Origin of the sequence: Pseudomonas sp. (genome assembly GCF_030683065.1) — a bacterium.
GTDB lineage: Bacteria > Pseudomonadota > Gammaproteobacteria > Pseudomonadales > Pseudomonadaceae > Aquipseudomonas.
This window is the reverse complement of sequence record NZ_JAUXMX010000062.1, coordinates 1-26,144: the sequence shown is the minus strand read 5'-3', so window position 1 is coordinate 26,144 and position 26,144 is coordinate 1. Positions and strand designations below refer to the sequence as shown.

The following is a 26,144-nucleotide window of genomic DNA, read 5'->3' as shown; positions in this document are numbered from 1 at the left end:
TGGAGCTGGCCATGCCTGCGACCGCGTCGCCACGATTGTTCGCGCGCATGGCGCGCTCCTACAGGCTGACGAACTCAGCCCAAGCCAACAATCATTTGCCGCGACAGGATGGGTGATCGACTGATGACCATGCCACTCAATCAAACGCTATTGGCGCGCGCCAGCGCCAAGCTCGGTCCGCAGGTATCAATCGGCCTCGGCCTGCTGGTACTCGCCGTGCTGCTGGCCATGCCGCTGCTGCACCTGCTGCCGGCAGACAATGCCTGGCATGTATCAGCCTACACCCTGACCCTGGTCGGCAAAATCCTCTGCTACTGCATCGTCGCCCTGGCACTTGATCTGGTGTGGGGATACGCCGGGCTGCTGTCGCTCGGTCACGGTCTGTTCTTTGCGCTGGGCGGTTACGCCATGGGCATGTACCTGATGCGCGAAGCGGCGGGTGACGGCCTGCCGGCCTTTATGAGCTTCCTCGCCTGGACCGAGCTGCCCTGGTATTGGTACGGCACCGACAGTTTCCTCTGGGCCATGTGCCTGGTGGTGCTGGCGCCTGGCCTGCTGGCACTGGTGTTCGGCTTCTTCGCTTTCCGCTCGCGGATCAAGGGCGTGTATTTCTCGATCATGACCCAGGCCCTGACCTTCGCCGGCATGTTGCTGTTTTTCCGCAACGAAACCGGCTTTGGCGGCAACAATGGCTTTACCAACTTCAGGACGATTCTGGGCTTTGACATCACCTCGACCCACACCCGCGCCGCGCTGTTCCTCGCCACAGTGGTGCTCTTGGTCGCCAGCCTGTACCTGGGTTGGACGTTAGCCCGCAGCAAATTCGGCCGGGTGCTGACCGCGCTGCGCGACGCGGAAAACCGCCTGATGTTCTGCGGCTACGACCCGCGCGGCTACAAGCTGTTCATCTGGGTAGTGAGCGCGGTGCTTTGCGGCCTGGCCGGCGCGTTGTATGTGCCGCAGGTGGGCATCATCAACCCCAGCGAAATGTCGCCGACCAACTCCATCGAAGCCGCCGTCTGGGTCGCCCTCGGCGGGCGTGGCACGCTGATCGGCCCGCTGCTCGGCGCCGGTTTGGTCAACGGCATGAAAAGTTGGTTTACCGTGGCCTTCCCCGAGTACTGGCTGTTCGCCCTGGGCTTCCTGTTTATCGTCGTGACCTTGTTCCTGCCCAATGGCGTGATTGGCCTTCTTCGCAGGAAGTCATCATGACCGCTGCTGCGCATTCCATCTGCGGCGTTGCGTCTGCCATCCCTGGCAGACGCCCTGCGGGCCAGCTGAAGCTGTCCGGACTCGCTCCCGGCGAGTCCGTGACACGGTGCTCGCTCCTCGCCGTACACATTCGTACTGTCTCGTCGCTGCGCTCCGTGCGCCTTGTCGCGACGCGTTCATAACGACTTCCACAGGAGAGCAATGATGCGCGCCACTCCAGCCCCCGAAATAATGCTCGAACCCGCTTTTGATCCGGCCGGTAGCGGCCGCGATGCGATTGGCGCCAGCACCCTGGCCAACAAGGGCCTGAACGTGCGCCACGGCACCATCCTGACCCTGGAAGACATCAACGTCAGCTTCGATGGTTTCAAGGCCCTGACCAACCTGACCCTGTATATCGGCGTCGGTGAACTGCGCTGCATCATCGGCCCCAATGGCGCCGGCAAGACCACCATGATGGACGTGATCACCGGCAAGACCCGCCCCGACAACGGCGTTGCCTACTTCGGCGAAACCCTCGACCTGACGCAGATGAGCGAGGTGGAAATTGCCCAGTCCGGCATCGGCCGCAAGTTCCAGAAGCCCACGGTGTTCGAGGCGCTGAGCGTGTTCGAGAACCTCGAACTGGCGCAGAAAACCAACAAGTCGGTGTGGGCCAGCCTGCGTGCCAAACTCAGCGGCGAGCAGCAAGACCGTATCGACGAGGTGCTGCAGACCATCAAGCTCAACGCCTCGCGCCTGCGCCCGGCAGGGCTGCTGTCCCACGGCCAGAAGCAGTTCCTGGAGATCGGCATGCTGCTGGTGCAAGACCCGCAACTGTTGCTGCTCGATGAGCCGGTGGCGGGCATGACCGACGCCGAAACCGAGTTCACCGCCGAGCTGTTCAAATCGCTGGCACGCAAACACTCGCTGATGGTGGTCGAGCACGACATGGGCTTTGTCGGCGCCATCGCCGACCACGTCACCGTGCTGCACCAAGGCAGCGTGCTGGCCGAAGGCTCGCTGGAACAGGTGCAGAACGATGAGCGGGTGATCGAGGTTTATCTCGGTCGTTGAGGGCCAGTGCGCACAGCCTAGGCGGCCCTGCGCACCCTACGCACGCGGCACCACCCGTAGGGTGCGCCGCGCGCACCGAAACGATCGCGACAGCACAGAACAACGAGGTAAAAACATGCTGCAAGTCCAACAACTGCATCAATACTACGGCGGCAGCCATATCCTGCGTGGCCTGTCATTTGAGGCCAAGGTCGGCGAAGTCACCTGCCTGCTCGGCCGTAATGGCGTGGGCAAGACCACCCTGCTGAAATGCCTGATGGGCCTGATCCCGGCCAAAGAGGGCGCAGTGCAGTGGGAAGGCCAGCCCATCACCGCCTTCAAACCGCACCAGCGCGTACACGCCGGCATCGCCTACGTGCCCCAGGGCCGGGAAATCTTCGGCCGCCTGACCGTGGAAGAAAATCTGCTGATGGGCTTGTCACGCTTCCCCGGCAGCGAAGCCAAGGTGGTTCCGGAATTTATCTACGAACTGTTCCCGGTGCTGCGCGAGATGAAGCAACGCCGCGGCGGCGACCTCTCCGGTGGCCAGCAGCAACAGCTTGCGATAGGCCGCGCGCTGGCGAGCAAACCGCGCTTGCTGATCCTCGACGAGCCCACCGAAGGCATCCAGCCCTCGGTGATCAAGGAGATCGGCGTGGTGATCAAGAAACTCGCCGAACGCGGCGATATGGCCATTTTGCTGGTCGAGCAGTTCTATGACTTTGCCGCCGAGCTGGCCGACCAGTATCTGGTGATGAGCCGCGGCGAGATCGTCCAGCAGGGCCGGGGCGAGACCATGGAAACCGACGGCGTGCGCGGGCTGGTGGCCATATGAAACGCACTGTAGGGTGGATGACGCGCAGCTCATCCACCACGTAGCAAACCGCTGGTCATCCACCCTACGATAAGACCCTATGAACGCATCCGTACCCGTCTCCGTATTTACCCCCAGCTGGCACGCCGAGCTGGAGCTGGGCTATGGCCGCGACGGCGATTGCACGCGGCCGACTCTGCGCCGCCACAAAGGCCCGCTGCGGGTGCAGAAACATCTGTATGCCGAAGGCCCAGAGGTGTGCCAACACATCATCGTGCACCCACCCGGCGGCATCGCCGGCGGTGATCGCCTGGATATCTCGACCACCGTCGGTACTAACGCCTGGGCGCAGCTGACCAGCCCCGGCGCGGCCAAGTGGTACCGCGCCGCGGGCCCTGCCTATCAGAGCCTCAACCTGCGCGTCGAAGCCGGGGCCACTCTGGAATGGCTGCCCCAGGAGACTATCGTCTACTCGGGCGCCCAGGCCGAACTGCGCACCGATATCGAGTTGCTCGGTGACGCCAAGCTGCTCTACTGGGACGTGGTCGCGCTCGGCCGACCAGCCAGCGGCGAACGCTTCGATGCCGGGCATTTCCAGGCCGAGCTGAATATCCGCCGCGACGGCCAACTGCTCTGGCACGAGCGTCAGCGCGTGGTCGGCGACGACGGCCTGCTCGACTCGCCGATCGGCCTGGACGGCCAGCCAGTGTTTGCCACGCTGCTGATCAGCGGCGAAATCGACAGCGAACTACTGGAACAGTGTCGTACCCTCAGCACCCCGGTGCGCGGCGACCTGAGCCAATTACCCGGCCTGCTGGTCGCCCGCTGCCTGGCCAGCGAGACGCTGCACGCGCGCGCCTGGCTGATCCAACTCTGGCACTTGCTGCGCCCGGCCCTGCTCGGCCGCACTGCCGTCCCCCCAAGAATCTGGAGCACCTGACCGATGGATTTAACCCCTCGCGAAAAAGACAAACTGCTGATCTTTACCGCCGGCCTGGTGGCCGAACGGCGCCTGGCACGTGGGGTGAAACTCAACTACCCGGAAGCCATGGCCTACATCTCCGCTGCTCTGCTCGAAGGCGCCCGCGACGGCCGCACCGTGGCCGAGTTGATGCACTTCGGCACCACCCTGCTGAGCCGCGATCAGGTGATGGAAGGCATCCCGGAAATGATCCCGGATATCCAGGTCGAGGCCACCTTTCCCGACGGCACCAAGCTGGTCACCGTCCACCAACCTATTGCATAAACATGATTATCCAAGACGCCAGCGCCGCCGACCTACCCGCCATCCTGGCCATCTACAACGATGCGGTGCAGCACACCACGGCTATCTGGAACGAAACCCAGGTCGACCTGGCCAACCGCGAGGCCTGGTTGAACGAGCGCCATACGGCAGGTTTCCCCGTACTGGTGGCAAAAAATGACGCAGGCGAGCTGCTTGGCTACGCCAGCTACGGCACCTGGCGCAGCATCGAGGGCTTTCGCCACACCGTCGAGCACTCGGTGTATGTGCGCAGCGACCAACGCGGCCAGGGCCTCGGCCCCTTGCTGATGCAGGCCTTGATCGAACGTGCGCAAGCGGCCGGCCTGCACGTCATGGTCGCGGCCATCGAGAGCGGCAACAGCGCCTCGATCCGCCTGCATGAGCGCCTCGGCTTCGTCACCAGCGGTCAGATGCCACAGGTCGGTCGCAAGTTCGACCGTTGGCTGGACCTCACCTTTATGCAACTGAACCTGGAGTGAAACAGCGATGATCCCCGGCGAATACCAGATCCAGGACGGCGAAATCGAGCTGAATGCCGGCCGTCGTACCCACCGCTTGACCGTGGCCAACAGCGGCGACCGACCGATTCAGGTCGGCTCGCACTACCACTTCTTTGAAACCAATGATGCCCTGAGCTTTGACCGTGCCAGCACCCGCGGCATGCGCCTGAATATCCCGGCCGGCACCGCCGTGCGCTTCGAGCCAGGGCAAAGCCGCGAAGTGGAGTTGGTCGACCTGGCGGGTCATCGCCGCGTCTTCGGTTTCGCGGGCCGGGTGATGGGCGATCTGTAAATTTTTAGGCGTCTGCTATGGCCTTATCGCGGGCAAGCCCGCTCCTACAGTAATCGCATTCCCCTTGTAGGAGCGGGCTTGCCCGCGATAGTGAGCGCAGCGAACGGTTGCGAACCCAATTGAATTTGAAGGCGAACCCATGAAAATTTCCCGCCAAGCCTATGCCGACATGTTCGGCCCCACCGTCGGCGACAAGGTGCGCCTGGCCGACACCGAGCTGTGGATCGAGGTTGAGAAAGACTTCACCACCTATGGCGAAGAAGTGAAATTCGGCGGTGGCAAGGTGATTCGCGACGGCATGGGCCAGGGCCAATTGTGCGCCGCCGATGTGGTCGATACGCTGATCACCAACGCGCTGATCATCGACCACTGGGGCATCGTCAAAGCCGACGTTGGCCTCAAAGACGGTCGCATCGCCGCCATCGGCAAGGCCGGTAACCCGGACATTCAGCCAGACGTGACCATCGCCATCGGCGCCGGTACCGAAGTGATCGCCGGTGAAGGCATGATCCTCACCGCCGGCGGCATCGACAGCCATATCCACTTCATCTGCCCGCAGCAGATCGAAGAGGCCTTGATGAGCGGCGTCACGACCATGATCGGCGGCGGCACCGGGCCGGCCACCGGCACCAACGCCACCACCTGCACGCCAGGGCCGTGGCACATGGCGCGCATGCTGCAGGCCGCCGACGCCTTCCCGATGAACATGGGCTTTACCGGCAAGGGCAACGCCTCCTTGCCCGAGCCATTGATCGAGCAGGTCAAGGCCGGCGCCATCGGCCTCAAGCTGCACGAAGACTGGGGCACCACCCCGGCCGCCATCGACAACTGCCTGAGCGTGGCCGATCAGTACGATGTGCAGGTGGCCATCCACACCGACACGCTGAACGAATCCGGCTTCGTCGAAACCACCCTCGGCGCGTTCAAGGGCCGCACCATCCACACCTACCACACCGAGGGTGCCGGTGGCGGTCATGCGCCGGACATCATCAAGGCCTGCGGCTTCCCCAACGTGCTGCCCAGCTCGACCAACCCGACCCGGCCGTTCACCAAGAACACCATCGACGAACACCTGGACATGCTGATGGTCTGCCACCACCTTGACCCGAGTATCGCCGAGGACGTGGCCTTTGCCGAAAGCCGCATCCGCCGTGAAACCATCGCCGCCGAAGACATCCTGCATGACCTCGGCGCGTTAAGCATGATCAGCTCCGACAGCCAGGCCATGGGCCGTGTCGGCGAGGTGATCACCCGCACTTGGCAGACCGCCGACAAGATGCACAAGCAGCGCGGCCCGCTGGAAGGCGACGGCCCGGGCAACAGCAACTTCCGGGTTAAACGCTACATCGCCAAGTACACCATCAACCCGGCGATCACCCACGGTATCAGCCACGAAGTGGGTTCCATCGAAGTGGGTAAATGGGCCGATCTGGTGCTCTGGCGTCCGGCGTTCTTTGGGGTCAAACCGACGCTGATTCTCAAGGGCGGGGCGATTGCGGCCAGCCTGATGGGCGACGCCAACGCCTCGATCCCCACGCCGCAGCCGGTGCATTACCGACCGATGTTCGCCAGCTACGGCGGCAGCCGTCACGCCACCAGTTTCACCTTTATCAGCCAAGCGGCCTTCGAGGCCGGCGTGCCCGAGCAGTTGGGGCTGAAGAAGAAAATCGGCGTGGTCAAAGGCTGCCGCACCTTGCAAAAGAGCGACCTGATCCACAACGACTACCAACCCAACATCGAAGTGGACGCGCAAAACTATCAGGTCAAGGCCGATGGCCAGTTGCTCTGGTGCGAGCCGGCGGATGTATTGCCGATGGCGCAACGCTATTTTCTTTTCTGAAACAGCTGCTCTGAGGCATCGACGTCCGTAGGGTGCGCCGTGCGCACCGAAAACAGCGGTAACGAGCCAGGTGCGCGCAGCCCCGCACGGTAGCTCAACGCAGCTGACTGTCCTTGCTGCCACGGCGGTTATAGCCGCTGAACCTGGCTTGTTCCTTGTCGTGCTCGGTCTGGCAGGCCACGCACAGGCGCACACCGGGTATCGCCTTGCGTCGCGCCTCGGGAATGAGCGCATCGCATTCTTCGCAATCGCTCAGGCTCTCGCCACTGGGCAGCTGACTGCGGGCGCGCTGGATGGCGTCCTCGATGCTGCTGTCGATCTGCTCCTGTACTGCGCCGTCATTTGCCCAGCCACCAGCCATCTGCTTGCCCTCCCAGAGTTAGTCACCCCAGAGATATGCGCTCACGCGCGGCGAATCTCAAGTGCAGCCCGTCGTACTACTCCTGTACATCCATGAATTTCGCGGCCCAGGCCAGGTACTCCTCGGGCAGGGTGTACTTGTGGGTCAGCTCGGTGGCATTGAGGTCGCAGGCATCGATGCCGCGCTGTTCGCGCAGGCAATCGTAAGTGGCCTTGATCGCGGCAAAATAGGCCGCATGGCCGTTGACCACGATGCGCACGCCAAGTGCGGCCAGGCGGGCGTTGTCGCGCAACCTCGGGTTGCCGTAGGTGACCAGCATCAGCGGAATACTCAGCGGCTCGGCGATCTGTTCCAGGTGATCAAAATCCTCGACGCCGACGATACAGATGCCATCGGCGCCAGCGGCCTGGTAGGCGCAAGTACGGCGGATCACCTCGTCGACCTCAAGCACTCCGGCGTGGGTGCGGGCGATGATCGCCAATTGCGGATCAACCCGCGCCTGCAGCGCAGCGCGGATCTTGCCGACGCCCTCATCGATGCTGATCAGGTCGGTGGATTTTCGCCCGAACTGGGCGGGTAACAGGGTGTCCTCGATGGTCAGGGCAGCAATCCCGGCGCGCTCCAACTCGACCACGGTGCGCATCACATTGAGTGCATTACCGTAGCCGTGGTCGGCATCGGCAATTACTGGAAGGCGGCTGACCCGACCGATACGAGTGGCCTGTTCGACAAACTCGCTGAGCGTGATCAGGGCGAAGTCTGGCGCACCCAGCACCTGCAACGAGGCTACCGAGCCGCCGAGGATGCCGACCTCAAAGCCCAGATCGGCGGCAATTCGTGCCGACATCGGATCGAATACCGAAGCGCTGTGCTGACAGCTGTCGCCAGCTAATAGCGCACGGAAGGCGCTGCGTAGTTCGTGATGGGAAGCTCGCTGCATGATCGGCATATGACAGTGTCCAAACGACGGTTGAATCGAAGAATCAGGCGGTGACTCATCAGCCTGAAAGCGCAGGCATAACCTGCAGCAAGTATCCCGCCAACTCGACACTGCGTGGCGTAAGCGCCTGACAGGCCTCTAGACGTGGCGGATAGCCGCCAGATAATGGCCCGCATGGCGCATTTTCGCCACCCCGTGCGACCCGCTAGCGGCAATGCCCGGCACAACCTTGTCACAGTCCAACCGACAGTCGGACTGGCGGCCAAGGCTCAAGCAGGCGATGATCAGCACTCATTCCTGCGCCATGAACGACATGACCGATACCACACACCGCTCGACCGCCACACACAAGCCCCGCCCGTTTGTGGATTTGCTGATCAGCATCCTGATTCCTTCACTGATTCTCATGAAGCTCAGCGGTGAATCCAACCTCGGCGCCGATGGTGCGCTGATCCTCGCGCTGGCGTTCCCCCTCGGCTGGGGCACGTTCGAGCTGATCAAGTACCGCAAATTCAATTTCATCGCCCTGCTTGGCCTGATCAGCGTACTGCTGACCGGTGGCATCGGCCTGCTCAAGCTCGACAACCAGTGGCTGGCGATCAAGGAAGCGGCGATTCCCGGCTTGATCGGTATTGCCGTGCTGGTGTCGACCCGCACCCGCTACCCGCTGATCCGCACCCTGCTGTTCAACAAGAACGTGCTCAATGTCGACAAGATTCATGAGCGCCTGGAACAGGGCGGCCATACCCAGCACTTCGAAACCCGCCTGCTGACCGCCACCTACTGGCTGAGTGGCACCTTCTTCTTTTCCTCGGCGATGAACTATGTGCTGGCCAAGTGGATCGTGATCAGCCCATCCGGCAGCGAGGCCTTCAATGAGGAACTGGGGCGGATGAACCTGCTCAGCTATCCGATGATCGCCATCCCGTCGATGATCATGCTGATGGCGATCTTCTATTACCTGTGGCGCACCATTCATGGCCTGACCGGCTTGAAGCTGGAAGAGATCATGGCAGCGCAGTCCTGAGCGATCCGCTAAACACGCAGCGCGTGGCGGCTGCGTGCTGACACTCGCCGCCTACCTGGGCCTGTTTTTCTCCGCTTTCGGCGCTGCGACCTTGCTGCCGCTGGGCTCCGAAGTGGTGTTCGTCAGCTTGCTGCTTAGCGATGCGTACCTGGTGTGGCTGCTGGTGGCGGTCGCCAGCATCGGCAATGTCCTCGGCTCGCTGGTCAACTGGCTGCTGGGCCGCCACCTCGAGCGCTTTCGCCAGCGCACCTGGTTCCCGGTCAGCGAGCAACGGCTGCAACAGGCGCAGGGCTGGTATGCGCGCTACGGCCGCTGGTCGCTGCTGCTTAGCTGGGTACCGATCATCGGCGACCCATTGACCCTGGTCGCCGGAGTGATGCGTGAGCGCTGCTGGGTTTTTCTGTTGATCGTCAGCCTGGCCAAGACCGGTCGTTACCTGGTGCTGGCCGCACTGACCCTGGGTCTGATCTAGCCACTGCAAGCCCAATAGCCTCAAGGCACTAGCCTGGCTGGCTACCCTGACGCCATGCGCAAGCGGCTGGCCTTGCACCCCACAAACCCGGCAGAATGGCCGCCGTTTGTCTGGCCCGCTCCAGGCCCCACCCCGCGCACGTCAAGGAGCCCTTTTGAACCCCCTGGAAACCATTGCCCTGGCCCTGATACAAGGGCTGACCGAATTCCTGCCGATTTCCTCCTCCGCCCACCTGATCCTGCCGTCGCAGGTACTGGGCTGGGCCGACCAAGGTCTGGCCTTCGATGTGGCCGTGCACGTCGGCACCCTGCTGGCGGTGGTCTGTTACTTCCGTCACGAGGTCAAGCGCCTGCTGATCGCCTGGTGCCGCTCATTCGGCGGTGAGCATAACCAGGAGTCGCACCTGGCCTGGCAGATCGCCGTGGCGACCCTGCCGGCAATGGCCTTCGGCCTGCTGGCCAGCGAACATATTGCGCATTACGCCCGCTCCGCCTGGGTGATCGCCGCAACCACCATCCTCTTCGGCTTGCTGTTGTGGTGGGCGGATAGCCGCGCCCGACAAGCCAAGGATGAATACCAGGCCAGCTGGAAAGATGTCGTCATCATCGGCTTCGCCCAAGCGCTGGCCCTGATTCCCGGCACATCACGCTCAGGCATTACCATGACCGCCGCCCTGATGCTCGGCCTGAGCCGAACCGCCGCGGCGCGCTTCTCGTTTCTGATGTCGATCCCGATCATTGTCATGGCCGGCAGCTATGAAGGCCTCAAACTGGCAGAGGCAGGTGAGGCAGTGAACTGGGCGCAGATTGGCCTGGGCACCCTGGTGTCCTTCGTCAGCGCCCTGCTGTGCATCCACTGGTTTCTCAAGCTACTGGAACGCATCAGCATGCTGCCCTTCGTCATCTACCGGCTCTGTCTGGGCCTGGGTTTATTCGTCTTTCTCGGCCTGGGCTAGGGTCTGTCGCGCACCCAGGGCAGCAGCAATACTGTACGGCCAACAGAGTTCTTCGTCGGGCCTCCCGAAAAGGCACAAGCGCGAAGCGCGGCGCTGACATAGAATGCCCGGCCATTTTTTGTGGCCATGCCTTGCATGGCGGCCACCCTCCGGGCCGTCGCGACGCGACGTCAAGAAACTCTCCCGGTAATTTTTTCAGGAACAGCGCGCCGCATGACTTTATCCACTCCCGCCCGCGCCTGCGGCATCGACTTTGGCACCTCCAACTCCACCGTCGGCTGGCTTCGCCCTGACGCCGAGACACTTATCACGCTTGAAGACGGCAAAATCACCCTGCCTTCGGTGGTGTTCTTCAACCTTGAGGAGCGCCGCCCGGTGTACGGCCGACTGGCCCTGCAGGAATACCTCGAAGGCTATGAAGGTCGGCTGATGCGCTCGCTGAAGAGCCTGCTCGGCTCCAAGCTGCTGAAGAGCGAAACCACCATCCTGGGCAGCGCCCTGCCGTTCAAGGACCTGCTCGGCTTCTTTATCGGCGAGCTGAAAAAGCGCGCCGAAACCGAAGCCCAGCGGCCATTCGAGGAAGTGGTGCTTGGCCGCCCGGTGTTTTTCGTCGATGACGACCCGATCGCCGACCAGGACGCACAGAACACCCTGGTGGCCGTGGCGCATAAGCTCGGTTTCAAGGACGTGTCGTTCCAGTACGAACCGATTGCAGCGGCCTTCGACTACGAGTCAGGCATCACTCGCGAGGAGCTGGTGCTGATCGTCGACATCGGCGGCGGCACCTCGGACTTTTCCCTGGTACGCCTGTCGCCCGAACGACGCAGCGTCGCCGAGCGGCATGACGATATCCTCGCCACCGGCGGCGTGCATATAGGAGGCACCGACTTTGACAAGCAGCTCAGCCTGCAGGGTGTGATGCCGCTGTTTGGCTACGGCAGCCGGATGAAAAGCGCCGCACCAATGCCAACCAGCACCCACCTCAGCCTGGCCACCTGGCACACCATCAATGCGGTCTACTCGGCACAATCGCAACGCCAACTACAGAGCATGCGCTACGACATTCTTGACCCCACCGGCATTGACCGTCTGTTCAAGCTGATTGAGCGACGTGACGGGCACTGGTTGGCGATGCAGGTGGAAGACAGCAAGATCGCCCTGACCGAGCAGGCGGCACAGCCCATCGATCTGGGGCGTATCGAACCCGGCCTGGTTGCCGAGCTGACTCGCGAGCTGTTTGAAACCGCCATCGCGCCGTTGCTCGAGCGCGTGCGCGCCAGCGTGACGCAACTGCTCAGCGATGCTGGGGTGAGCGTCGAGCAGGTCGATACCGTGTTCTTTACTGGCGGCTCCAGCGGCATCCCGGCCCTGCGCCAGAGCGTCGCCGCCATGCTGCCCAATGCCCAGCATGTGGAAGGCAATACCTTCGGCAGCATCGGCAGCGGCCTGGCCATCGAGGCGCAGAAGCGTTACGGCAACGTCTAGCATTGCGACAGCCAGGCGCCGCTCTCCCGGGTATCACTGCGCTCAACCCGGGCTACCGGCAAACCCACGAATGAGCGGCATACGACGAACCCGTAGCCTGGGTTGAGCAACGCGATACCCAGGGCACATTTCAGGGGTAGTTTTTCAACGGCCTGCTAAGGCTTGCAGCCAAAGCCAAGGCGAGTTGAGTTGAGCTGGGTCGCAGAGGTTGAGAATCACGACAGCCAGGCGCCACTCTCCCGGGTATCGCTGCGCTCAACCCGGGCTACGCGCAAAACCACGAATAAGCGGCATACAACGAACCCGTAGCCTGGGTTGAGCAACGCGATACCCGGGGCACATTCCAGGGTATCGCTGCGTTCGGTCGCGGCGCCCGGAGACCGGTGCTTATCGAAGGCTGGTCCACCAGAAGGGCGGACCAGCCTTCGGCATGTCCGCCCTGCATCTATTAACGCGGTACGACCGGCTTCTTCGGCGGCTTCTTGCCTTTGCCCTTGGCGGCATCCGAACGCTCTTTGGCAGCCTGCTGGTTACGCACCTGAGCGGCAGCCTTGGCTTGCTCACGCTTGTCCCAGGGATTGCCAGCGCCTGCGCCGGTATCACGCGGCGGCAAGCCGGTGTGCTGGGTCAGCAACGGGCGAGTCTTTTCACCGGCACCACGAGCAGCCGCAGCCCCACCGACCTTCTTGCTGCCGACCGGGGTGGAGTTCTTGCGCCGCGCGCTCTGGTAGCTGTCGGTGGCCGGCTGATGCAACGGAATCAACTGGTTCTTGCCCGGCCCGATCAGATCGCTACGACCCATGCGCTCCAGCGCCTCGCGCAACATTGGCCAGCCTTTCGGGTCGTGGTAGCGCAAGAATGCCTTGTGCAAGCGACGCTGGGCCTCACTTTTGACGATGGCCACACCATCAGACTTGTAGGTGACCTTGCGCAGCGGATTCTTGCCTGAGTGGTACATGGCGGTGGCGGTGGCCATCGGCGAGGGGTAGAAGGCCTGCACCTGGTCGGCACGGAAACCGTTGCCCTTGAGCCACAGGGCCAGGTTCATCATGTCTTCGTCGCTGGTGCCCGGGTGTGCGGCGATAAAATAGGGGATCAGGTACTGTTCCTTGCCCGCCTCTTTCGAATACTTCTCGAACATGCGCTTGAACTTGTCGTAGCTGCCGATACCCGGCTTCATCATCTGGTTGAGCGGGCCTTCCTCGGTGTGCTCCGGGGCGATCTTCAGGTAGCCGCCAACGTGGTGGGTGACCAGTTCCTTGACGTACTCCGGCGATTCCACGGCCAGGTCGTAGCGCAGACCCGAAGCGATCAGAATCTTCTTCACCCCCGGCAAGGCGCGCGCCGAACGGTACAACTGGATCAGTGCCGAGTGGTCGGTGTTGAGGTTCTCGCAGATCCCGGGGAACACGCAGGACGGCTTGCGGCAGGCCGACTCGATCTCCGGGCTCTTGCAGGCGATGCGGTACATATTCGCAGTCGGCCCGCCAAGATCGGAAATCACCCCGGTAAAACCCGGCACTTTGTCGCGAATCTCTTCGATCTCACGAATGATCGATTCTTCCGAGCGGTTCTGGATGATTCGCCCTTCATGCTCAGTGATCGAGCAGAAGGTACAGCCGCCGAAACAACCACGCATGATATTCACCGAGAAACGGATCATATCGTAGGCCGGAATCTTCTCCTTGCCATACGCCGGATGCGGAATGCGCGCATAGGGCATACCGAACACGTAGTCCATCTCTTCGGTGGTCATGGGGATGGGTGGCGGGTTGAACCAGACATCCACCTCGCCATGCTTCTGCACCAGGGCGCGGGCGTTCCCTGGGTTGGTTTCCAGGTGCAGCACGCGGTTAGCGTGGGCGTACAACACCGAGTCAGCCCGCACCTTCTCGAACGAGGGCAGGCGGATCACCGTCTTGTCTCGCTCCAACCGCGGGTGCGCCAGCAGCTGCACCACCTTGGCCTCGTTGGGGTCTTCGACCGGAGCACCCTTTTCCTGCTCGATTGCACAGGCTTGGGTGTCCTGAGTGTTGACGTAGGGATTGATGATCTTGTCGACTTTGCCCGGACGGTCGATACGACTGGAGTCGATTTCCATCCAGTCAGCGGGCGTGTCACGGCGAATGAAAGCGGTGCCGCGAATATCGGTGATCTGTTCGATCTTGTGGCCGTAGGACAGGCGCTGGGCCACTTCGACGATGGCACGCTCGGCGTTGCCATAGAGCAGGATGTCGGCGCAGGCATCGATCAGGATCGAGTGGCGGACTTTGTCCTGCCAGTAATCGTAATGAGCAATGCGGCGCAGCGAGGCCTCGATGCCGCCGAGCACGATCGGCACATGCTTGTAGGCTTCCTTGCAGCGCTGGCTATAGACCAGGCTGGCACGATCCGGACGTTTGCCGGCCAGACCGCCGGGGGTATAGGCGTCGTCGGAACGGATTTTCTTGTCGGCGGTGTAACGGTTGATCATCGAATCCATGTTGCCGGCAGCGACGCCAAAGAACAGGTTCGGCTCGCCGAGCTTCATGAAATCGTCTTTACTGCTCCAGTCCGGCTGGGCAATGATGCCCACGCGAAAGCCTTGGGACTCAAGCAGGCGACCGATGATCGCCATGCCGAACGACGGATGGTCAACATAGGCATCACCGGTGACGATGATGATGTCGCAACTGTCCCAGCCGAGTTGATCCATCTCTTCCCGGCTCATCGGCAGGAAAGGCGCCGGGCCGAAGCACTCAGCCCAGTATTTTGGATAGTCGAATAACGGCTTGGCAGCGTGCATGAAAATGACCGAGATATCAGGATTAAACGGCCGTGGAATATAGCACAAAATTTGACCAAACCCGACCTTGGTACTGGGACAAACAATAAACCTTTTTCATCGGCCTAAGCAGCGCCACACGGCATTTGTGATCACATACCGAGTTATGGCTATACTCGGCCAATTGTTTCGCCAGTAACAGCGAAGCACAAGGAGTGCTTGCAGTGCAGCGAATCGCCTTATCACTCACGCTACTGCTGAGCCTGACCTGCCTCCCCGGCGTGACACATGCGACGATCATCCTGCTCGACAGCGCCAGCAGCGGAGACATACTCAACGCACAGATCGAGCTGTTGGAAGACACCGGCGCGCGCCTGACCATCGCCGACATGGCAGAACCAGCCGTGCAAGACCGTTTCCAGCCAGCCAATGGCCGGGCCACCGTCGGCCAGAGCCGCCATCCCTGGTGGCTCAAGGTCACCCTGCAACGCAGTCAGGACGCGCCTCGCCAGTGGTGGCTGGAAAATGCCGGCATCACCCTATTCAACCTGCAACTCTACCTGCCCGACGGCCAGGGCGGCTGGCACACGCGCGCAACGGGCACAGCAGTACCCTACGCCGAGGGCCGCGATTACACCTATAGGCGCATGGTCTTCAAGCTGCCCGAACTGGGCGAAGAACCTCTGACCCTGTACTTTCGCAGCCTCGACCCCGCCGGCAACTCCTTCCCCCTGACCATCTGGCAGCTCGGCGACCTCGAACAAAAGGCCAGCAATGAAAATATCGGCTTCGGCCTGATTTACGGAATGATCCTGGCACTGCTGCTCTACAACCTGTTCATCCTGATCGCCCTGCGCGACAAGGCCTACCTCTGGTACGTGCTGGCCACCGCCTGCGTGCTGGTATTCATCCTCAGCATGACCGGTCACGGCTTCCAGTACCTGTGGCCCGATAACGCCGTGCCCTTCTGGCTGGATCGCATCACCCTGCCCTCACTCTGGGGCATCTTCGTCATACGCTTCACCCAGGAGTTGCTCTACACCAAACGCGGCTTGCCCTGGCCGCATCGCCTACTGAATGCCGGCTGCGCCCTGTATGTCATCGCCATCGCGATCAATGCCTTCGGCTATCGCCGCGAAGGCGCCCTGCTGATCGCCCTGACACCCCTCGTCACGGTGCCTACCGCGCTGCTCAGTGCCGGCGTGCGCTGCTACCAGGGCTTCTTCCCGGCGCGCTTTTACCTGCTCGGCTACGGCGCCGTTCTCGGCAGCACCCTAGTGCTGGTGATGCGCGCGGCCGGGCTGATCGAGCCGCACAACTTCACCGCCTACCTGTTTCCGCTGTCGGTTGCCGCAGAAACCATCCTGTTTTCCTTTGCCTTGGCCTATCGCATTCAAATCCTCAAGCAAGAGAAGGCCGACGCGCAAAGGCAGGCTGACTGCGAGAAATCCGCACGCCTGGCGCTGGCCCAGAACACTGCCGACCAACTGCAGCACGCCGTGCAGCAGCGCACTGCAGAGCTGGCGGCAACCAACCAGCGGCTGTTGCAGCGCGAGCTGGAGCTGCAACACGCAGCGTTCCACGATCCGTTGACCGAACTGCCGAATCGCCGCTATCTGGTAGAGCGCACCGAAACCGCTCTGGCCAATGCCAAGCGCCATGGCGAGAGCGTGGCCTTGATGCTGATCGATCTCGATCATTTCAAACCGATCAATGACCGTTTCGGCCACGACGCCGGCGACCTGATGCTGCAAGCAGTCGCCAAGCGCCTGCGCGAACATGTGCGCAGCGGCGATAGCGTGGCGCGGCTGGGCGGCGATGAGTTCGCCGTACTGATCTGCGGCGACGAGGCTGAACGGCACGCCCGCGAGATCGCCTCGCGCCTGCTCACTGAACTGGCGCAGCCCGTTCTCTATGGCGCCGAACGCCTGAGCGTGACCATCAGTATCGGCGTGGCCCTGTACCCGCAGCACGCTGACCATTTCGCCAGCCTCTACAAGGCTGCCGATGAGGCGCTGTACAGGGTCAAGGCCCGCGGCCGCTCTGGTTCGTCGGTTTGCGGCGAAAACGGCGAACTGAGCAGCAGCGCACGCCTGCAGCTGGATGTAATCAAGGTAACCAGCGGCCTCTAGCAGCCTGTCGGACTTAACACTGCCCTACTGCGGAAAAGCCGGGACTGGTCATTTTTCGCGCGCTTTTTCGTTAAATAGAGCGACTATTAGCGGGGCGGCCTTTCGCCTCAAAAGCGCACAAAAACCGCCTCAACCCGGACTTTCCCTCGCTACGGGCGGTCAAGTCCGACAGGCTGCTAGCAGGCGCCTAGATAACGCCGCGGCACGCGTTGCGTGACCTTGCTCAGCAGCTCGTAGCCGAGGGTGCCAGCTGCCTGCGCGACCTCATCGACAGGCAGCTGCGCCCCCCACAGCTGCACTTCATCACCAACCCGGGCATCTGGCAGATCGGTAAGATCGATCGCCAGCATATCCATCGACACCCGGCCCGCCAGCGCCACCCGCTGCCCGCGGACCAACAACGGCGTGCCGCTCGGCGCATGGCGCGGATAACCATCGGCGTAACCGCAACTCACGGTGCCGATGCGCGACGGCCGCGCGGCTCGCCAACTGGCGCCATAGCCGACGCTTTCGCCTACAGCCACATCGCGGCAGGCAATCAGTTGCGCGGTCAGAGTCATCGCCGGCACCAGGCCCAGCTCGGCAGCGCCCAGCTCGGCAAACGGTGTCGCGCCATAAAGCATGATGCCCGGGCGCAACCAATCCATATGCGCCGCCGGAATGGTCAGAATGGCCGCCGAGTTGGCCAGCGAGCGCTGGGCGAAGTCCAGATCGAGCACATCGAGAAATGCCTCCAACTGCTGCTCGGTCAGCTCATGGCCACGCTCGTCGGCGCAGGCAAAGTGGCTGATCAGATTCAACTCGGCAACTTGCATTGCGCCCTGCAAGCGCCCGTGCCAGGCGCGCAGGGCGGGCGCACTGAAACCCAGACGATGCATGCCACTGTCCAGTTTCAGCCAGACCTTCAACGGCCGACTCAGTTTTGCGGCAAGAAAATCCGCCGCCTGCTGCTCGCCGTGCAACACCAGATCCAGGCCCAACTGCCCAGCCAATTGATATTCCGCCGCATCGAAACAGCCTTCCAGCAGCAAGATCCGCGTCTCGCTGCACAGCGATCGAACTTCGACCGCTTCCTCCAGGCAGGCAACGGCAAAACCATCGACCTGCTCGACCAGGGCCGTCACCACTTCGCGCACGCCATGCCCGTAGGCATTCGCCTTGACCACCGCAAAGGCCTGACGGCCCGGCGCACAGCGTTTGGCAACCGCATAGTTATGACGGATCGCGGCAAGATCGATGGTGGCGACTAGCGGGCGCATGAGCGGAATGTCCTGAAAACAAAACGGGCGACCAGTTTAACCACTGATCGCCCGTTATTATTGATCTGACTCGCTAAGCACACGTAGTGCGTCGCACCGCAGCCTTAGTCCTCGTCAAACTGATAGCTGCCCGGCGCCAGGTTCTCGAAGCGCGAATACTTGCCGAGAAAAGCCAGCCGCGTGGTACCGATAGGCCCGTTACGCTGCTTACCGATAATGATCTCGGCCACACCCTTGAACTCGGTCTCCGGGTGATAAACCTCATCACGGTAGACGAACATGATGATGTCGGCGTCCTGCTCGATCGCTCCCGACTCACGCAAGTCGGAGTTGATCGGGCGCTTGTTTGGTCGCTGTTCCAGGGAACGGTTGAGCTGCGACAGAGCGATCACCGGGCAATTGAATTCTTTGGCCAAAGCCTTGAGCGAACGGGAAATCTCGGAGATCTCGTTGACTCGGCTGTCGCTACTGGAACCCGGAATCTGCATCAGCTGCAGGTAATCGACCATGATCATGCCGATCTCGCCGTGCTCGCGGGCCAGGCGCCGGGTGCGCGCACGCATCTCCGACGGCGAGATACCCGCGGTGTCATCGATGAACAGCTTGCGGTCGTTGAGCAGGTTGACCGCCGAGGTCAGGCGCGGCCAATCGTCGTCATCCAGACGACCCGCGCGCACCTTGGTCTGGTCAATACGACCGAGCGAGGCAAGCATCCGCATGACGATGGAGTCAGACGGCATCTCCAGGGAATACACAACGATGGCCTTGTCGCTGCGCAGCACCGCGTTTTCCACCAGGTTCATGGCAAAGGTGGTCTTACCCATGGAGGGACGACCGGCGACGATGACCAGGTCGGCCGGCTGCAGGCCGCTGGTCTGCGCATCCAGATCGGTAAACCCAGTGGACAGCCCGGTGATCGCGTCGCCCGAGTTGAACAAGGTGTCGATGCGGTCGATGGCCTTGACCAGGATGTCATTGATGCCCACCGGGCCACCGCTTTTAGGCCGCGCCTCGGCAATCTGGAAGATCAGTCGCTCGGCCTCGTCGAGAATCTCCTCGCCCGTACGCCCCTGCGGCGAATAAGCACTGTCGGCAATTTCACCACTGATGCCGATCAACTGGCGCAAGGTGGCGCGCTCACGAATGATCTGCGCATAGGCCTTGATGTTGGCCACCGACGGAATGTTCTTCGCCAGCTCGCCCAGATAAGCCAAGCCGCCAACTTGGGACAGCTGCCCCTCCTTGTCCAACTGCTCGGACACGGTAACCACGTCGAACGGGTGGTTACGCTCGGCAAGCTTGAAGATGGCACGAAAGATCAGGCGATGGTCGTGGCGATAGAAATCGCCATCGGACACCGCATCGAGCACCCGCTCCCAGGCGTTGTTGTCGAGCATCAGACCACCCAACACGGCTTGCTCGGCCTCGATCGAGTGCGGCGGCACTTTCAAGGCGGAGGTTTGCAGATCATATTGCTCGGGAATACTGATGTCGTTCATAAGGCTCTGGGCAAAATCGGATGCACTAAATTTCGAGAGTTGAAAAACAAAGGGCACGGCATCGCTTTCGCAATGCCGTGCCCGATGTTAACGGGCTTGCACCTAAGCGCAAGCCCGTTGAGCGGCTAGCTTCAGAGCAAGGCTCTTAGACTGCTGCAACCACAACGACGCGTACGGTCGCTTCAACGTCGGAGTGCAGGTGCACAGCCACGTCGTATTCACCAATCTGGCGAATGGTACCGTTCGGCAGACGCACTTCAGCCTTGGCCACTTCCACGCCGGAGGCGGTCAGGGCATCAGCGATGTCGTGAGTGCCGATGGAGCCGAACAGCTTGCCTTCATCGCCCGCGGTGGCGGTGATGGTGACTTCCAGTTCAGCCAGCTGTGCGGCGCGAGTTTCAGCAGATGCTTTCTTATCGGCAGCCAGCTGTTCCAATTCGGCACGACGCGCTTCAAACGCAGCCACGTTGGCAGCAGTTGCAGCGGTAGCTTTGCCGAATGGCAGCAGGAAGTTACGACCGTAACCGGCCTTAACGTTCACTTTATCGCCCAGGTTGCCCAGGTTGGCGATTTTTTCCAGCAGGATCAGTTCCATTTGGTAATAACCTCTTAACTTTTAACCTTCACCGTTCGCAGGACCCGAGCCTTGCTTGCGCTCGAAGCGACCACGAAAATCAAACAGGCTGTCGACAATGGCCAAAACCACCAGTAACGGATAAGTCAGCTGCATAAACAGCAGCAGCGTGATGTACAACCCGACTAGCCAGAACTTGGCCAATCGCCCTTGCGCCACCAGCCCGTGCAACAGGGCAACGGCGGCGAACACCAGCGGCACACTGCACAGCGGGGTCAACATGGCCATCTGCGGCCCCAGATTGGGGCCCATTAGCATGCCAACCAGCAGCAACATAGCCGGTGCCAGCGGCAGTCGTAGCGCACGAAACTCGCGCCCAAAACCACCAGGGTTGTACAACAACGCCTGCCAATATCGCCCAACCAGCAGGCTCAACAGGCTGACAATCTGCAGCAAAGCCGCTAATAAACCGGTTAGTACCGGTGCAATCAGGCTGTCCAGGCGCGCTCGATCGTCCACCGACATCTGCTGGTGAACCCCATCGAGCATTTGCGGCAGGAGCTTTTGTAGCTCACCTGCCATCGCCGCGATGGGTTCGCGGAACACCGCGCCCAAAACCAACCCGTACACCAAGCCCAATGCCACGCTGCAAAGCAGCACACGATCCCAGGACAGACTGGCGCGTAACAACAACGCCAGCCCCAGTGCACCGAGCAACACCAACAGGGTGCGCGGCTCACCAAAATACCACCAGACTATCGCCGGTAGCATGGCCCAAGCGAGGATGCCCAGGGCATCACTCAAACCGCGCCGCAGGAGCACCAGGCAACCTGCGGCAGCACTTAACCAGAACAGCAACGGCAATGCCGCCGAAACGACCACCACAAGGATGGCCTGCATGCGGCCGCGCATAATGAATTCAGCTAAGGCGCGCATGCGTTTTATCCCTTACTTCTTGTCGAACACCCGGTATCAGCGGCCGTGGCTGTCGGTGTAGGGCAGCAGGGCCAGGAAGCGGGCGCGCTTGATAGCGGTAGCCAGCTGACGCTGATAACGAGCCTTAGTACCGGTGATACGGCTAGGAACGATCTTGCCGGTTTCCGAGATGTAAGCTTTCAGCGTGTTGAGATCTTTGAAATCGATCTCTTTCACTTCTTCTGCAGTAAAACGGCAGAATTTACGACGACGGAAGAAACGTGCCATGAGAGTGGCTCCTCAATAGATCCGTGGATTACTCGTCAGCGTTATCGCTGCTGTCACTGGAGTCGCTGTCATCGCCATCGGCGGAATCGGCACTGTCAGGACGGTCGCGACGCTCACGGCGCTCACTGCGGTTTTCTTCGGCCTTGAGCATCTCGGACTGGTCGATAACGGCCTCGTCGCGACGGATGACCAGGTTACGGATCACGGCATCGTTGTAACGGAAGTTGTCTTCCAGCTCGGCCAGGGCCTTGCCAGTGCACTCAACGTTGAGCATCACGTAGTGAGCTTTGTGGACGTTGTTGATGGCGTAAGCCAGCTGACGACGACCCCAATCTTCCAGGCGGTGAATCTTACCGCCGTCTTCTTCGATCAGCTTGGTGTAACGCTCAACCATGCCGCCGACTTGCTCGCTCTGATCCGGGTGAACCAGAAAGATGATTTCGTAATGACGCATAAATGCTCCTTACGGGTTGAAGCCTGCCGCCAAACGCGGTCAGGCAAGGAGTGAATATCACTGTGTGTCTTGCCGAAACAGAAGGGCGCAATAGCGCCTGCCGTCGCAGCAAGGGGCGCTATTCTAGAGAAGCGCCCAGGCACAAGCAAGGTGGATTGGTGATTATTTGAACAACTGACAGGTCAGGTCGGGACGCGCAGCCCGAGGAACGCAGCGACGAAGCCCAACAGCGAGCGCGTAGCGCTCCGCTCGACCGTCGACATCCACGCCAAACTCAGCCCAGCCCGGTCTGCGCGCCTGCTGGCGATCGACTCAAATGGAGAGCAGATCACCAGCAAGCTGACGCCTATGGGGATTAAGCTTTGCTCTTGCTGCTGCGCTGGCGCAGTGCTTCGAACAGACAGACCCCGGTCGCGACCGAGACATTGAGACTACTGACGCTGCCCGCCATTGGCAGCCTGACCAGGTAATCGCAATGCTCGCGAGTCAGACGGCGCATGCCTTTGCCTTCAGCCCCCATGACCAGCACCGTTGGCCCGGTCATGTCGTACTGATACAGCTCTTGCTCAGCTTCACCCGCAGTACCAACCACCCACAGACCACGCTGCCGGAGTTTCTCCAGACTGCGCGCCAGGTTAGTCACCGCCACCAGCGGAATCACCTCGGCGGCCCCGCAGGCCACCTTGCGTACCGTGGCATTGAGCGTGGCAGACTTGTCCTTCGGCACGATCACCGCCAACGCACCCGCGGCATCGGCGGTACGCAGACAGGCGCCGAGGTTGTGCGGATCGGTTACCCCGTCCAGCACCAGCAACAGCGGCGGACCTATGGCGCGATCAAGTAACTCCTCGAGCATCGCCTCCCCCCAGACCTGACTAGGACTGACATCGGCAACCACACCCTGATGCACGCCTTCGACCCAGACATCCATCTCCCGGCGCTCGCACTGGCCAACGGCAACCCGCGCCTCAGCCGCCAATGCAAGCAGGACTTGCACCCGAGGATCATTACGCCCTTCAGCGAGCCAGACCTGCTTGACCCGCTTGGGGTGATGACGCAGCAAGGCTTCCACGGCATGCACGCCGTAGATCTTTTCCAGCTGACTCATGACTTCGCCTTACGCTTGCGTGGAGCGCCACCAGCAGCCGGAGCCCCGCCTTTTGGCGGCCCCTTGCGGTGCTTGGCGGATTTGGCATCCGCGCTCGCTGGCCTGGTGGATTCGCTTTTAGCGCCGCGACCCTTGCCTTTGGACTCGGCCAACAGTGCCTTTTTCAGCTCGCGACTTTTGTCCACATCGGTACCAGCAGCAGCGGTAACTCGCCCGTCCCTGCGCTCAGTTTTACCTGCAGCTGACTCGAAACCACCGCGCCGGCGCCCGACTGGCGCATCCACGACGCTCTGGGCCATTTCGAAGTCGATCTTGCGCTCGTCCAGATCCACCCGCATGACCTTGACTTCGACCGTGTCACCGAGGCGGAAGTTACGCCCACTGCGCTCTCCGGCCAGGCGATGATGCACCGGATCAAAGTGGTAGTAGTCGGCCGGCAAGGCGGTGACATGCACCAAGCCTTCGACGTAGATATCGGTCAACTCGATGAACAGACCGAAGCCAGTCACCGCCGTAATAACCCCCGGGAATGTTTCGCCGACACGATCCTTCATGAACTCGCATTTCAGCCAGTTCACTACGTCACGGGTCGCCTCGTCGGCGCGGCGCTCGGACATCGAACACTGCTCGCCAAGCTGCTCCAGAATCGGCTCATCGTAAGGATAGATGCGCGCCTTGGGCATGCTCGCTGCGCCAGCTCGCTTGACGTGCGGGGTGTCGAGCTTGGAGCGAATCACACTGCGGATAGCCCGATGGATCAGCAGATCCGGGTAACGTCGGATCGGCGAGGTGAAGTGGGCATAGGCCTCGTAATTCAGGCCGAAGTGGCCCTGATTGTCGGCGCTGTACACCGCCTGACTGAGCGAACGCAGCATCACGGTCTGGATCAGGTGGTAATCCGGACGACCACGGATGCTTTCCAGCAGCGCCTGGTAGTCCTTGGGCGACGGCCCCTCTTTGGACTTGCCGCGATGCAGGGACAGGCCCAACTCGGTGAGGAAAGCCTTGAGTTTTTCCACCCGCTCGGGTGGCGGACCATCATGCACGCGATACAGCGCCGGGATTTCATGCTTCTGCATGAACGCGGCGGTGGCCACGTTGGCAGCCAGCATGCATTCCTCGATCAGCTTGTGCGCATCATTACGCTGGGTCGGACGGATTTCGGCGATCTTGCGATCGGCACCGAAGACAATCCGCGTCTCCTGGGTCTCGAAGTCGATGGCACCACGCTCATGGCGTGCCGCCAGCAATACCTGGTACAGCGAGTAGAGCTGCTTGAGATGCGGCAGCACTTCTTTGTACTCACTGCGCAAGGCCTTGCCTTCGCTGCCTTTCGGCTCTTCGAGCATGGCACTGACCTTGTTGTAGGTCAGGCGCGCATGGGAGTGGATCACCGCTTCGCAGAACTGGTAGTCGACCATCTTGCCGGTTTTCGAGATGCTCATCTCGCAGACCAGGGCCAAACGATCCACCTGCGGATTCAGCGAGCAGAGGCCGTTGGACAGCTCCTCCGGCAGCATCGGGATCACCCGCTCGGGGAAATACACCGAGTTGCCGCGTACCTGCGCCTCGGCATCCAGCGCCGAATCGACTTTCACATAGTGGGAAACATCGGCAATCGCCACATACAGTTTCCAGCCACCTGAGAACAGCCGCCAGTTGCTGCCATTCTTCTCGCAGTAGACCGCATCATCGAAATCGCGGGCATCTTCACCATCGATAGTGACGAAGGGCAGGTGGCGCAGATCGATGCGCTTTTCCTTGTCCTTGTCTTCTACTTCTGGCCTGAGCTTGCGCGCTTCCTTGACCACGGCTTCTGGCCAGACATGCGGAATGTCATAGCTGCGCAGCGCCACGTCGATTTCCATGCCAGGCGCCATGTAGTTGCCAACCACTTCCATCACGTCGCCCTGCGGCTGAAAGCGCGGGGTCGGCCAGTGGGTGATTTTCACCTCGACGAACTGCCCTTGCTTGGCACCGGCATTGCGCCCCGGAGTAACCAGCACTTCCTGCTGGATCTTCGGGTTGTCGGCGACCACAAAGCCGATGCCGCTTTCTTCGTAATAGCGACCCACGATAGTTTCGTGGGCACGGGTCAGCACTTCGACAATACCGCCTTCCCGGCGGCCGCGCCGATCCAGGCCGGTAACCCGTGCCAAGGCACGGTCGCCATCGAAGACCAGGCGCATTTGCGCCGGGCTCAAGAACAGGTCATCGCTGCCATCGTCCGGGATCAGGAAACCAAAGCCATCACGGTGACCGCTTACGCGCCCGAGAATCAGGTCCAGCTTGTCCACAGGCGCATAAGTGCCGCGACGGGTATAGATCAACTGACCGTCGCGCTCCATGGCGCGCAGTCGACGGCGCAGCGCCTCGATTTGCTCTTCTGTGGTCAAGCCGAACTCGTCGAGCAACTGCTCACGGTTAGCCGGGGAACCACGCTCAGCGAGGTGCTGCAGAATCAACTCGCGACTCGGGATGGGGTTTTCGTATTTTTCCGCTTCACGAGCGGCCTCAGGGTCGAGGGATTGCCAGTCGGCCATTAGAGAGAGTTCACCTTTTCTATATAAATTCGGTTTGCCATGTGCCTATTGAAGCGCGAAACCACTACTCGGGTCAGCCCAGCACAGATAATAAAATTTTTTCGCTTCAGGGGTTTACAAGTAAAAAGTCGATCCGTATTATGCGCGCCACAACAACGGGAAACGATGTTAACCGAGTTGTAGTTGATAGTAAAAAGTTACGTTAGCAACAAATGCCCAGGTGGTGAAATTGGTAGACACGCCAGCTTCAGGTGCTGGTGACCTTACGGTCGTGGAAGTTCGAGTCTTCTCCTGGGCACCACTCTTTTCTCGCGGCGGCCGCTGCCGCTGCCGCCCTTCGGGGCCAAGCGGAGCCGGAACATGGCGGTCACGCTGCACAGGGGCGATCTTCCCGAGGGGCTTTCCTTCGGC

24 protein-coding genes and 1 tRNA gene are annotated in these 26,144 nt (G+C 61.4%); 14 read left to right on the top strand and 11 right to left on the bottom strand.

Going from position 1 to position 26,144, the window contains the following annotated elements; genetic code table 11:
- The first annotated feature begins 123 nt into the window (after window positions 1-123).
- The 8 genes from urtC (at window position 124) to ureC (ending at window position 6,957) form a co-directional block, all read left to right on the top strand.
- Window positions 124-1,212 (top strand): urea ABC transporter permease subunit UrtC, encoded by a 1,089-nt coding sequence (gene urtC / locus Q8K09_RS19495; RefSeq protein WP_305256649.1) that lies wholly within the window; start codon window positions 124-126, stop codon window positions 1,210-1,212.
- Between the two features lie 204 nt (window positions 1,213-1,416).
- A complete protein-coding gene (urtD, locus tag Q8K09_RS19490; protein ID WP_305256648.1) occupies window positions 1,417-2,268 on the top strand; it encodes an urea ABC transporter ATP-binding protein UrtD in 852 nt (283 codons plus the stop codon).
- 115 nt (window positions 2,269-2,383) lie between these two features.
- Window positions 2,384-3,082, top strand: coding sequence for an urea ABC transporter ATP-binding subunit UrtE (urtE, locus tag Q8K09_RS19485; RefSeq protein ID WP_305256647.1), 699 nt, complete (start codon window positions 2,384-2,386; stop codon window positions 3,080-3,082).
- A 79-nt stretch (window positions 3,083-3,161) separates the two neighbouring features.
- Complete coding sequence (locus tag Q8K09_RS19480) at window positions 3,162-4,001, top strand: urease accessory protein UreD (RefSeq protein ID WP_305256646.1); 840 nt, start codon at window positions 3,162-3,164, stop codon at window positions 3,999-4,001.
- 3 nt (window positions 4,002-4,004) lie between these two features.
- Window positions 4,005-4,307 (top strand): urease subunit gamma, encoded by a 303-nt coding sequence (gene ureA / locus Q8K09_RS19475; protein WP_305256645.1) that lies wholly within the window; start codon window positions 4,005-4,007, stop codon window positions 4,305-4,307.
- A 2-nt stretch (window positions 4,308-4,309) separates the two neighbouring features.
- A complete protein-coding gene (locus Q8K09_RS19470; protein WP_370869581.1) occupies window positions 4,310-4,804 on the top strand; it encodes an N-acetyltransferase family protein in 495 nt (164 codons plus the stop codon).
- Between the two features lie 7 nt (window positions 4,805-4,811).
- The gene (locus Q8K09_RS19465) at window positions 4,812-5,117 is read left to right on the top strand and encodes an urease subunit beta (RefSeq protein ID WP_305256644.1); all 306 of its coding nucleotides are present in this window, start codon (window positions 4,812-4,814) and stop codon (window positions 5,115-5,117) included.
- A gap of 139 nt (window positions 5,118-5,256) precedes the next feature.
- Window positions 5,257-6,957: an urease subunit alpha gene (gene ureC, locus Q8K09_RS19460; RefSeq protein ID WP_305256643.1), complete on the top strand. Its 1,701-nt coding sequence runs from the start codon at window positions 5,257-5,259 to the stop codon at window positions 6,955-6,957.
- A gap of 94 nt (window positions 6,958-7,051) precedes the next feature.
- Here the strand turns inward: ureC and Q8K09_RS19455 are convergent, their stop codons facing one another.
- Window positions 7,052-7,318 (bottom strand): DksA/TraR family C4-type zinc finger protein, encoded by a 267-nt coding sequence (locus Q8K09_RS19455; protein ID WP_305256642.1) that lies wholly within the window; start codon window positions 7,316-7,318, stop codon window positions 7,052-7,054.
- A 76-nt stretch (window positions 7,319-7,394) separates the two neighbouring features.
- The gene (locus Q8K09_RS19450; RefSeq protein WP_305256778.1) at window positions 7,395-8,258 is read right to left on the bottom strand and encodes an oxaloacetate decarboxylase; all 864 of its coding nucleotides are present in this window, start codon (window positions 8,256-8,258) and stop codon (window positions 7,395-7,397) included.
- 313 nt (window positions 8,259-8,571) lie between these two features.
- Here Q8K09_RS19450 and Q8K09_RS19445 point away from each other — a divergent pair, with 313 nt between their 5' ends.
- From Q8K09_RS19445 to Q8K09_RS19430, 4 genes are all read left to right on the top strand, one after another.
- The gene (locus Q8K09_RS19445) at window positions 8,572-9,285 is read left to right on the top strand and encodes a VC0807 family protein (RefSeq protein ID WP_305256641.1); all 714 of its coding nucleotides are present in this window, start codon (window positions 8,572-8,574) and stop codon (window positions 9,283-9,285) included.
- A gap of 34 nt (window positions 9,286-9,319) precedes the next feature.
- Window positions 9,320-9,757, top strand: coding sequence for a YqaA family protein (locus Q8K09_RS19440; RefSeq protein ID WP_305256640.1), 438 nt, complete (start codon window positions 9,320-9,322; stop codon window positions 9,755-9,757).
- A 154-nt stretch (window positions 9,758-9,911) separates the two neighbouring features.
- The gene (locus Q8K09_RS19435) at window positions 9,912-10,712 is read left to right on the top strand and encodes an undecaprenyl-diphosphate phosphatase (protein ID WP_305256639.1); all 801 of its coding nucleotides are present in this window, start codon (window positions 9,912-9,914) and stop codon (window positions 10,710-10,712) included.
- A 213-nt stretch (window positions 10,713-10,925) separates the two neighbouring features.
- On the top strand, window positions 10,926-12,197 hold the full coding sequence (locus Q8K09_RS19430; RefSeq protein ID WP_305256638.1) for an Hsp70 family protein: 1,272 nt from the start codon (window positions 10,926-10,928) through the stop codon (window positions 12,195-12,197).
- A 448-nt stretch (window positions 12,198-12,645) separates the two neighbouring features.
- Here Q8K09_RS19430 and Q8K09_RS19425 read toward each other — a convergent pair whose 3' ends face one another.
- Window positions 12,646-14,982, bottom strand: coding sequence for a YgiQ family radical SAM protein (locus Q8K09_RS19425; protein ID WP_305256637.1), 2,337 nt, complete (start codon window positions 14,980-14,982; stop codon window positions 12,646-12,648).
- 203 nt (window positions 14,983-15,185) lie between these two features.
- On the opposite strand from Q8K09_RS19425, the gene Q8K09_RS19420 reads away from it, so the two are divergent.
- Entirely contained in the window at window positions 15,186-17,093 is a 1,908-nt protein-coding gene (locus Q8K09_RS19420) for a diguanylate cyclase (RefSeq protein ID WP_305256636.1), read from the top strand.
- 176 nt (window positions 17,094-17,269) lie between these two features.
- Here Q8K09_RS19420 and alr read toward each other — a convergent pair whose 3' ends face one another.
- The 8 genes from alr to rnr form a co-directional block, all read right to left on the bottom strand.
- On the bottom strand, window positions 17,270-18,352 hold the full coding sequence (gene alr, locus Q8K09_RS19415) for an alanine racemase (protein WP_305256635.1): 1,083 nt from the start codon (window positions 18,350-18,352) through the stop codon (window positions 17,270-17,272).
- Between the two features lie 104 nt (window positions 18,353-18,456).
- Entirely contained in the window at window positions 18,457-19,851 is a 1,395-nt protein-coding gene (gene dnaB, locus Q8K09_RS19410) for a replicative DNA helicase (protein ID WP_305256634.1), read from the bottom strand.
- Between the two features lie 145 nt (window positions 19,852-19,996).
- Complete coding sequence (gene rplI / locus Q8K09_RS19405) at window positions 19,997-20,446, bottom strand: 50S ribosomal protein L9 (protein ID WP_305256633.1); 450 nt, start codon at window positions 20,444-20,446, stop codon at window positions 19,997-19,999.
- Window positions 20,447-20,467: 21 nt separating this feature from the next.
- Window positions 20,468-21,361, bottom strand: a complete 894-nt coding sequence (locus tag Q8K09_RS19400) for a hypothetical protein (RefSeq protein ID WP_305256632.1) — start codon at window positions 21,359-21,361, stop codon at window positions 20,468-20,470.
- Between the two features lie 36 nt (window positions 21,362-21,397).
- Window positions 21,398-21,628, bottom strand: a complete 231-nt coding sequence (gene rpsR / locus Q8K09_RS19395; RefSeq protein WP_069519637.1) for a 30S ribosomal protein S18 — start codon at window positions 21,626-21,628, stop codon at window positions 21,398-21,400.
- Between the two features lie 28 nt (window positions 21,629-21,656).
- A complete protein-coding gene (rpsF, locus tag Q8K09_RS19390; protein ID WP_289635841.1) occupies window positions 21,657-22,082 on the bottom strand; it encodes a 30S ribosomal protein S6 in 426 nt (141 codons plus the stop codon).
- A 355-nt stretch (window positions 22,083-22,437) separates the two neighbouring features.
- Window positions 22,438-23,190, bottom strand: a complete 753-nt coding sequence (gene rlmB, locus Q8K09_RS19385) for a 23S rRNA (guanosine(2251)-2'-O)-methyltransferase RlmB (protein WP_305256630.1) — start codon at window positions 23,188-23,190, stop codon at window positions 22,438-22,440.
- Complete coding sequence (gene rnr, locus Q8K09_RS19380; protein WP_305256629.1) at window positions 23,187-25,733, bottom strand: ribonuclease R; 2,547 nt, start codon at window positions 25,731-25,733, stop codon at window positions 23,187-23,189. The genes rlmB and rnr overlap by 4 nt, the downstream gene beginning before the upstream one ends.
- Before the next feature lie 214 nt (window positions 25,734-25,947).
- Here rnr and Q8K09_RS19375 point away from each other — a divergent pair.
- Window positions 25,948-26,034: transfer RNA gene (locus tag Q8K09_RS19375), tRNA-Leu, on the top strand.
- The last annotated feature ends 110 nt before the right edge of the window (window positions 26,035-26,144 follow it).

Bases quoted from the DNA above. Each gene is read 5' to 3' on its own strand.
- urtC (WP_305256649.1), top strand. From the start codon at position 124: ATGACCATGCCACTCAATCAAACGCTATTGGCGCGCGCCAGCGCCAAG.
- urtD (WP_305256648.1), top strand. From the start codon at position 1,417: ATGCGCGCCACTCCAGCCCCCGAAATAATGCTCGAACCCGCTTTTGAT.
- urtE (WP_305256647.1), top strand. From the start codon at position 2,384: ATGCTGCAAGTCCAACAACTGCATCAATACTACGGCGGCAGCCATATC.
- Q8K09_RS19480 (WP_305256646.1), top strand. From the start codon at position 3,162: ATGAACGCATCCGTACCCGTCTCCGTATTTACCCCCAGCTGGCACGCC.
- ureA (WP_305256645.1), top strand. From the start codon at position 4,005: ATGGATTTAACCCCTCGCGAAAAAGACAAACTGCTGATCTTTACCGCC.
- Q8K09_RS19470 (WP_370869581.1), top strand. From the start codon at position 4,310: ATGATTATCCAAGACGCCAGCGCCGCCGACCTACCCGCCATCCTGGCC.
- Q8K09_RS19465 (WP_305256644.1), top strand. From the start codon at position 4,812: ATGATCCCCGGCGAATACCAGATCCAGGACGGCGAAATCGAGCTGAAT.
- ureC (WP_305256643.1), top strand. From the start codon at position 5,257: ATGAAAATTTCCCGCCAAGCCTATGCCGACATGTTCGGCCCCACCGTC.
- Q8K09_RS19455 (WP_305256642.1), bottom strand. From the start codon at position 7,318: ATGGCTGGTGGCTGGGCAAATGACGGCGCAGTACAGGAGCAGATCGAC.
- Q8K09_RS19450 (WP_305256778.1), bottom strand. From the start codon at position 8,258: ATGCAGCGAGCTTCCCATCACGAACTACGCAGCGCCTTCCGTGCGCTA.
- Q8K09_RS19445 (WP_305256641.1), top strand. From the start codon at position 8,572: ATGACCGATACCACACACCGCTCGACCGCCACACACAAGCCCCGCCCG.
- Q8K09_RS19430 (WP_305256638.1), top strand. From the start codon at position 10,926: ATGACTTTATCCACTCCCGCCCGCGCCTGCGGCATCGACTTTGGCACC.
- Q8K09_RS19425 (WP_305256637.1), bottom strand. From the start codon at position 14,982: ATGCACGCTGCCAAGCCGTTATTCGACTATCCAAAATACTGGGCTGAG.
- alr (WP_305256635.1), bottom strand. From the start codon at position 18,352: ATGCGCCCGCTAGTCGCCACCATCGATCTTGCCGCGATCCGTCATAAC.
- dnaB (WP_305256634.1), bottom strand. From the start codon at position 19,851: ATGAACGACATCAGTATTCCCGAGCAATATGATCTGCAAACCTCCGCC.
- rplI (WP_305256633.1), bottom strand. From the start codon at position 20,446: ATGGAACTGATCCTGCTGGAAAAAATCGCCAACCTGGGCAACCTGGGC.
- Q8K09_RS19400 (WP_305256632.1), bottom strand. From the start codon at position 21,361: ATGCGCGCCTTAGCTGAATTCATTATGCGCGGCCGCATGCAGGCCATC.
- rpsR (WP_069519637.1), bottom strand. From the start codon at position 21,628: ATGGCACGTTTCTTCCGTCGTCGTAAATTCTGCCGTTTTACTGCAGAA.
- rpsF (WP_289635841.1), bottom strand. From the start codon at position 22,082: ATGCGTCATTACGAAATCATCTTTCTGGTTCACCCGGATCAGAGCGAG.
- rlmB (WP_305256630.1), bottom strand. From the start codon at position 23,190: ATGAGTCAGCTGGAAAAGATCTACGGCGTGCATGCCGTGGAAGCCTTG.
- rnr (WP_305256629.1), bottom strand. From the start codon at position 25,733: ATGGCCGACTGGCAATCCCTCGACCCTGAGGCCGCTCGTGAAGCGGAA.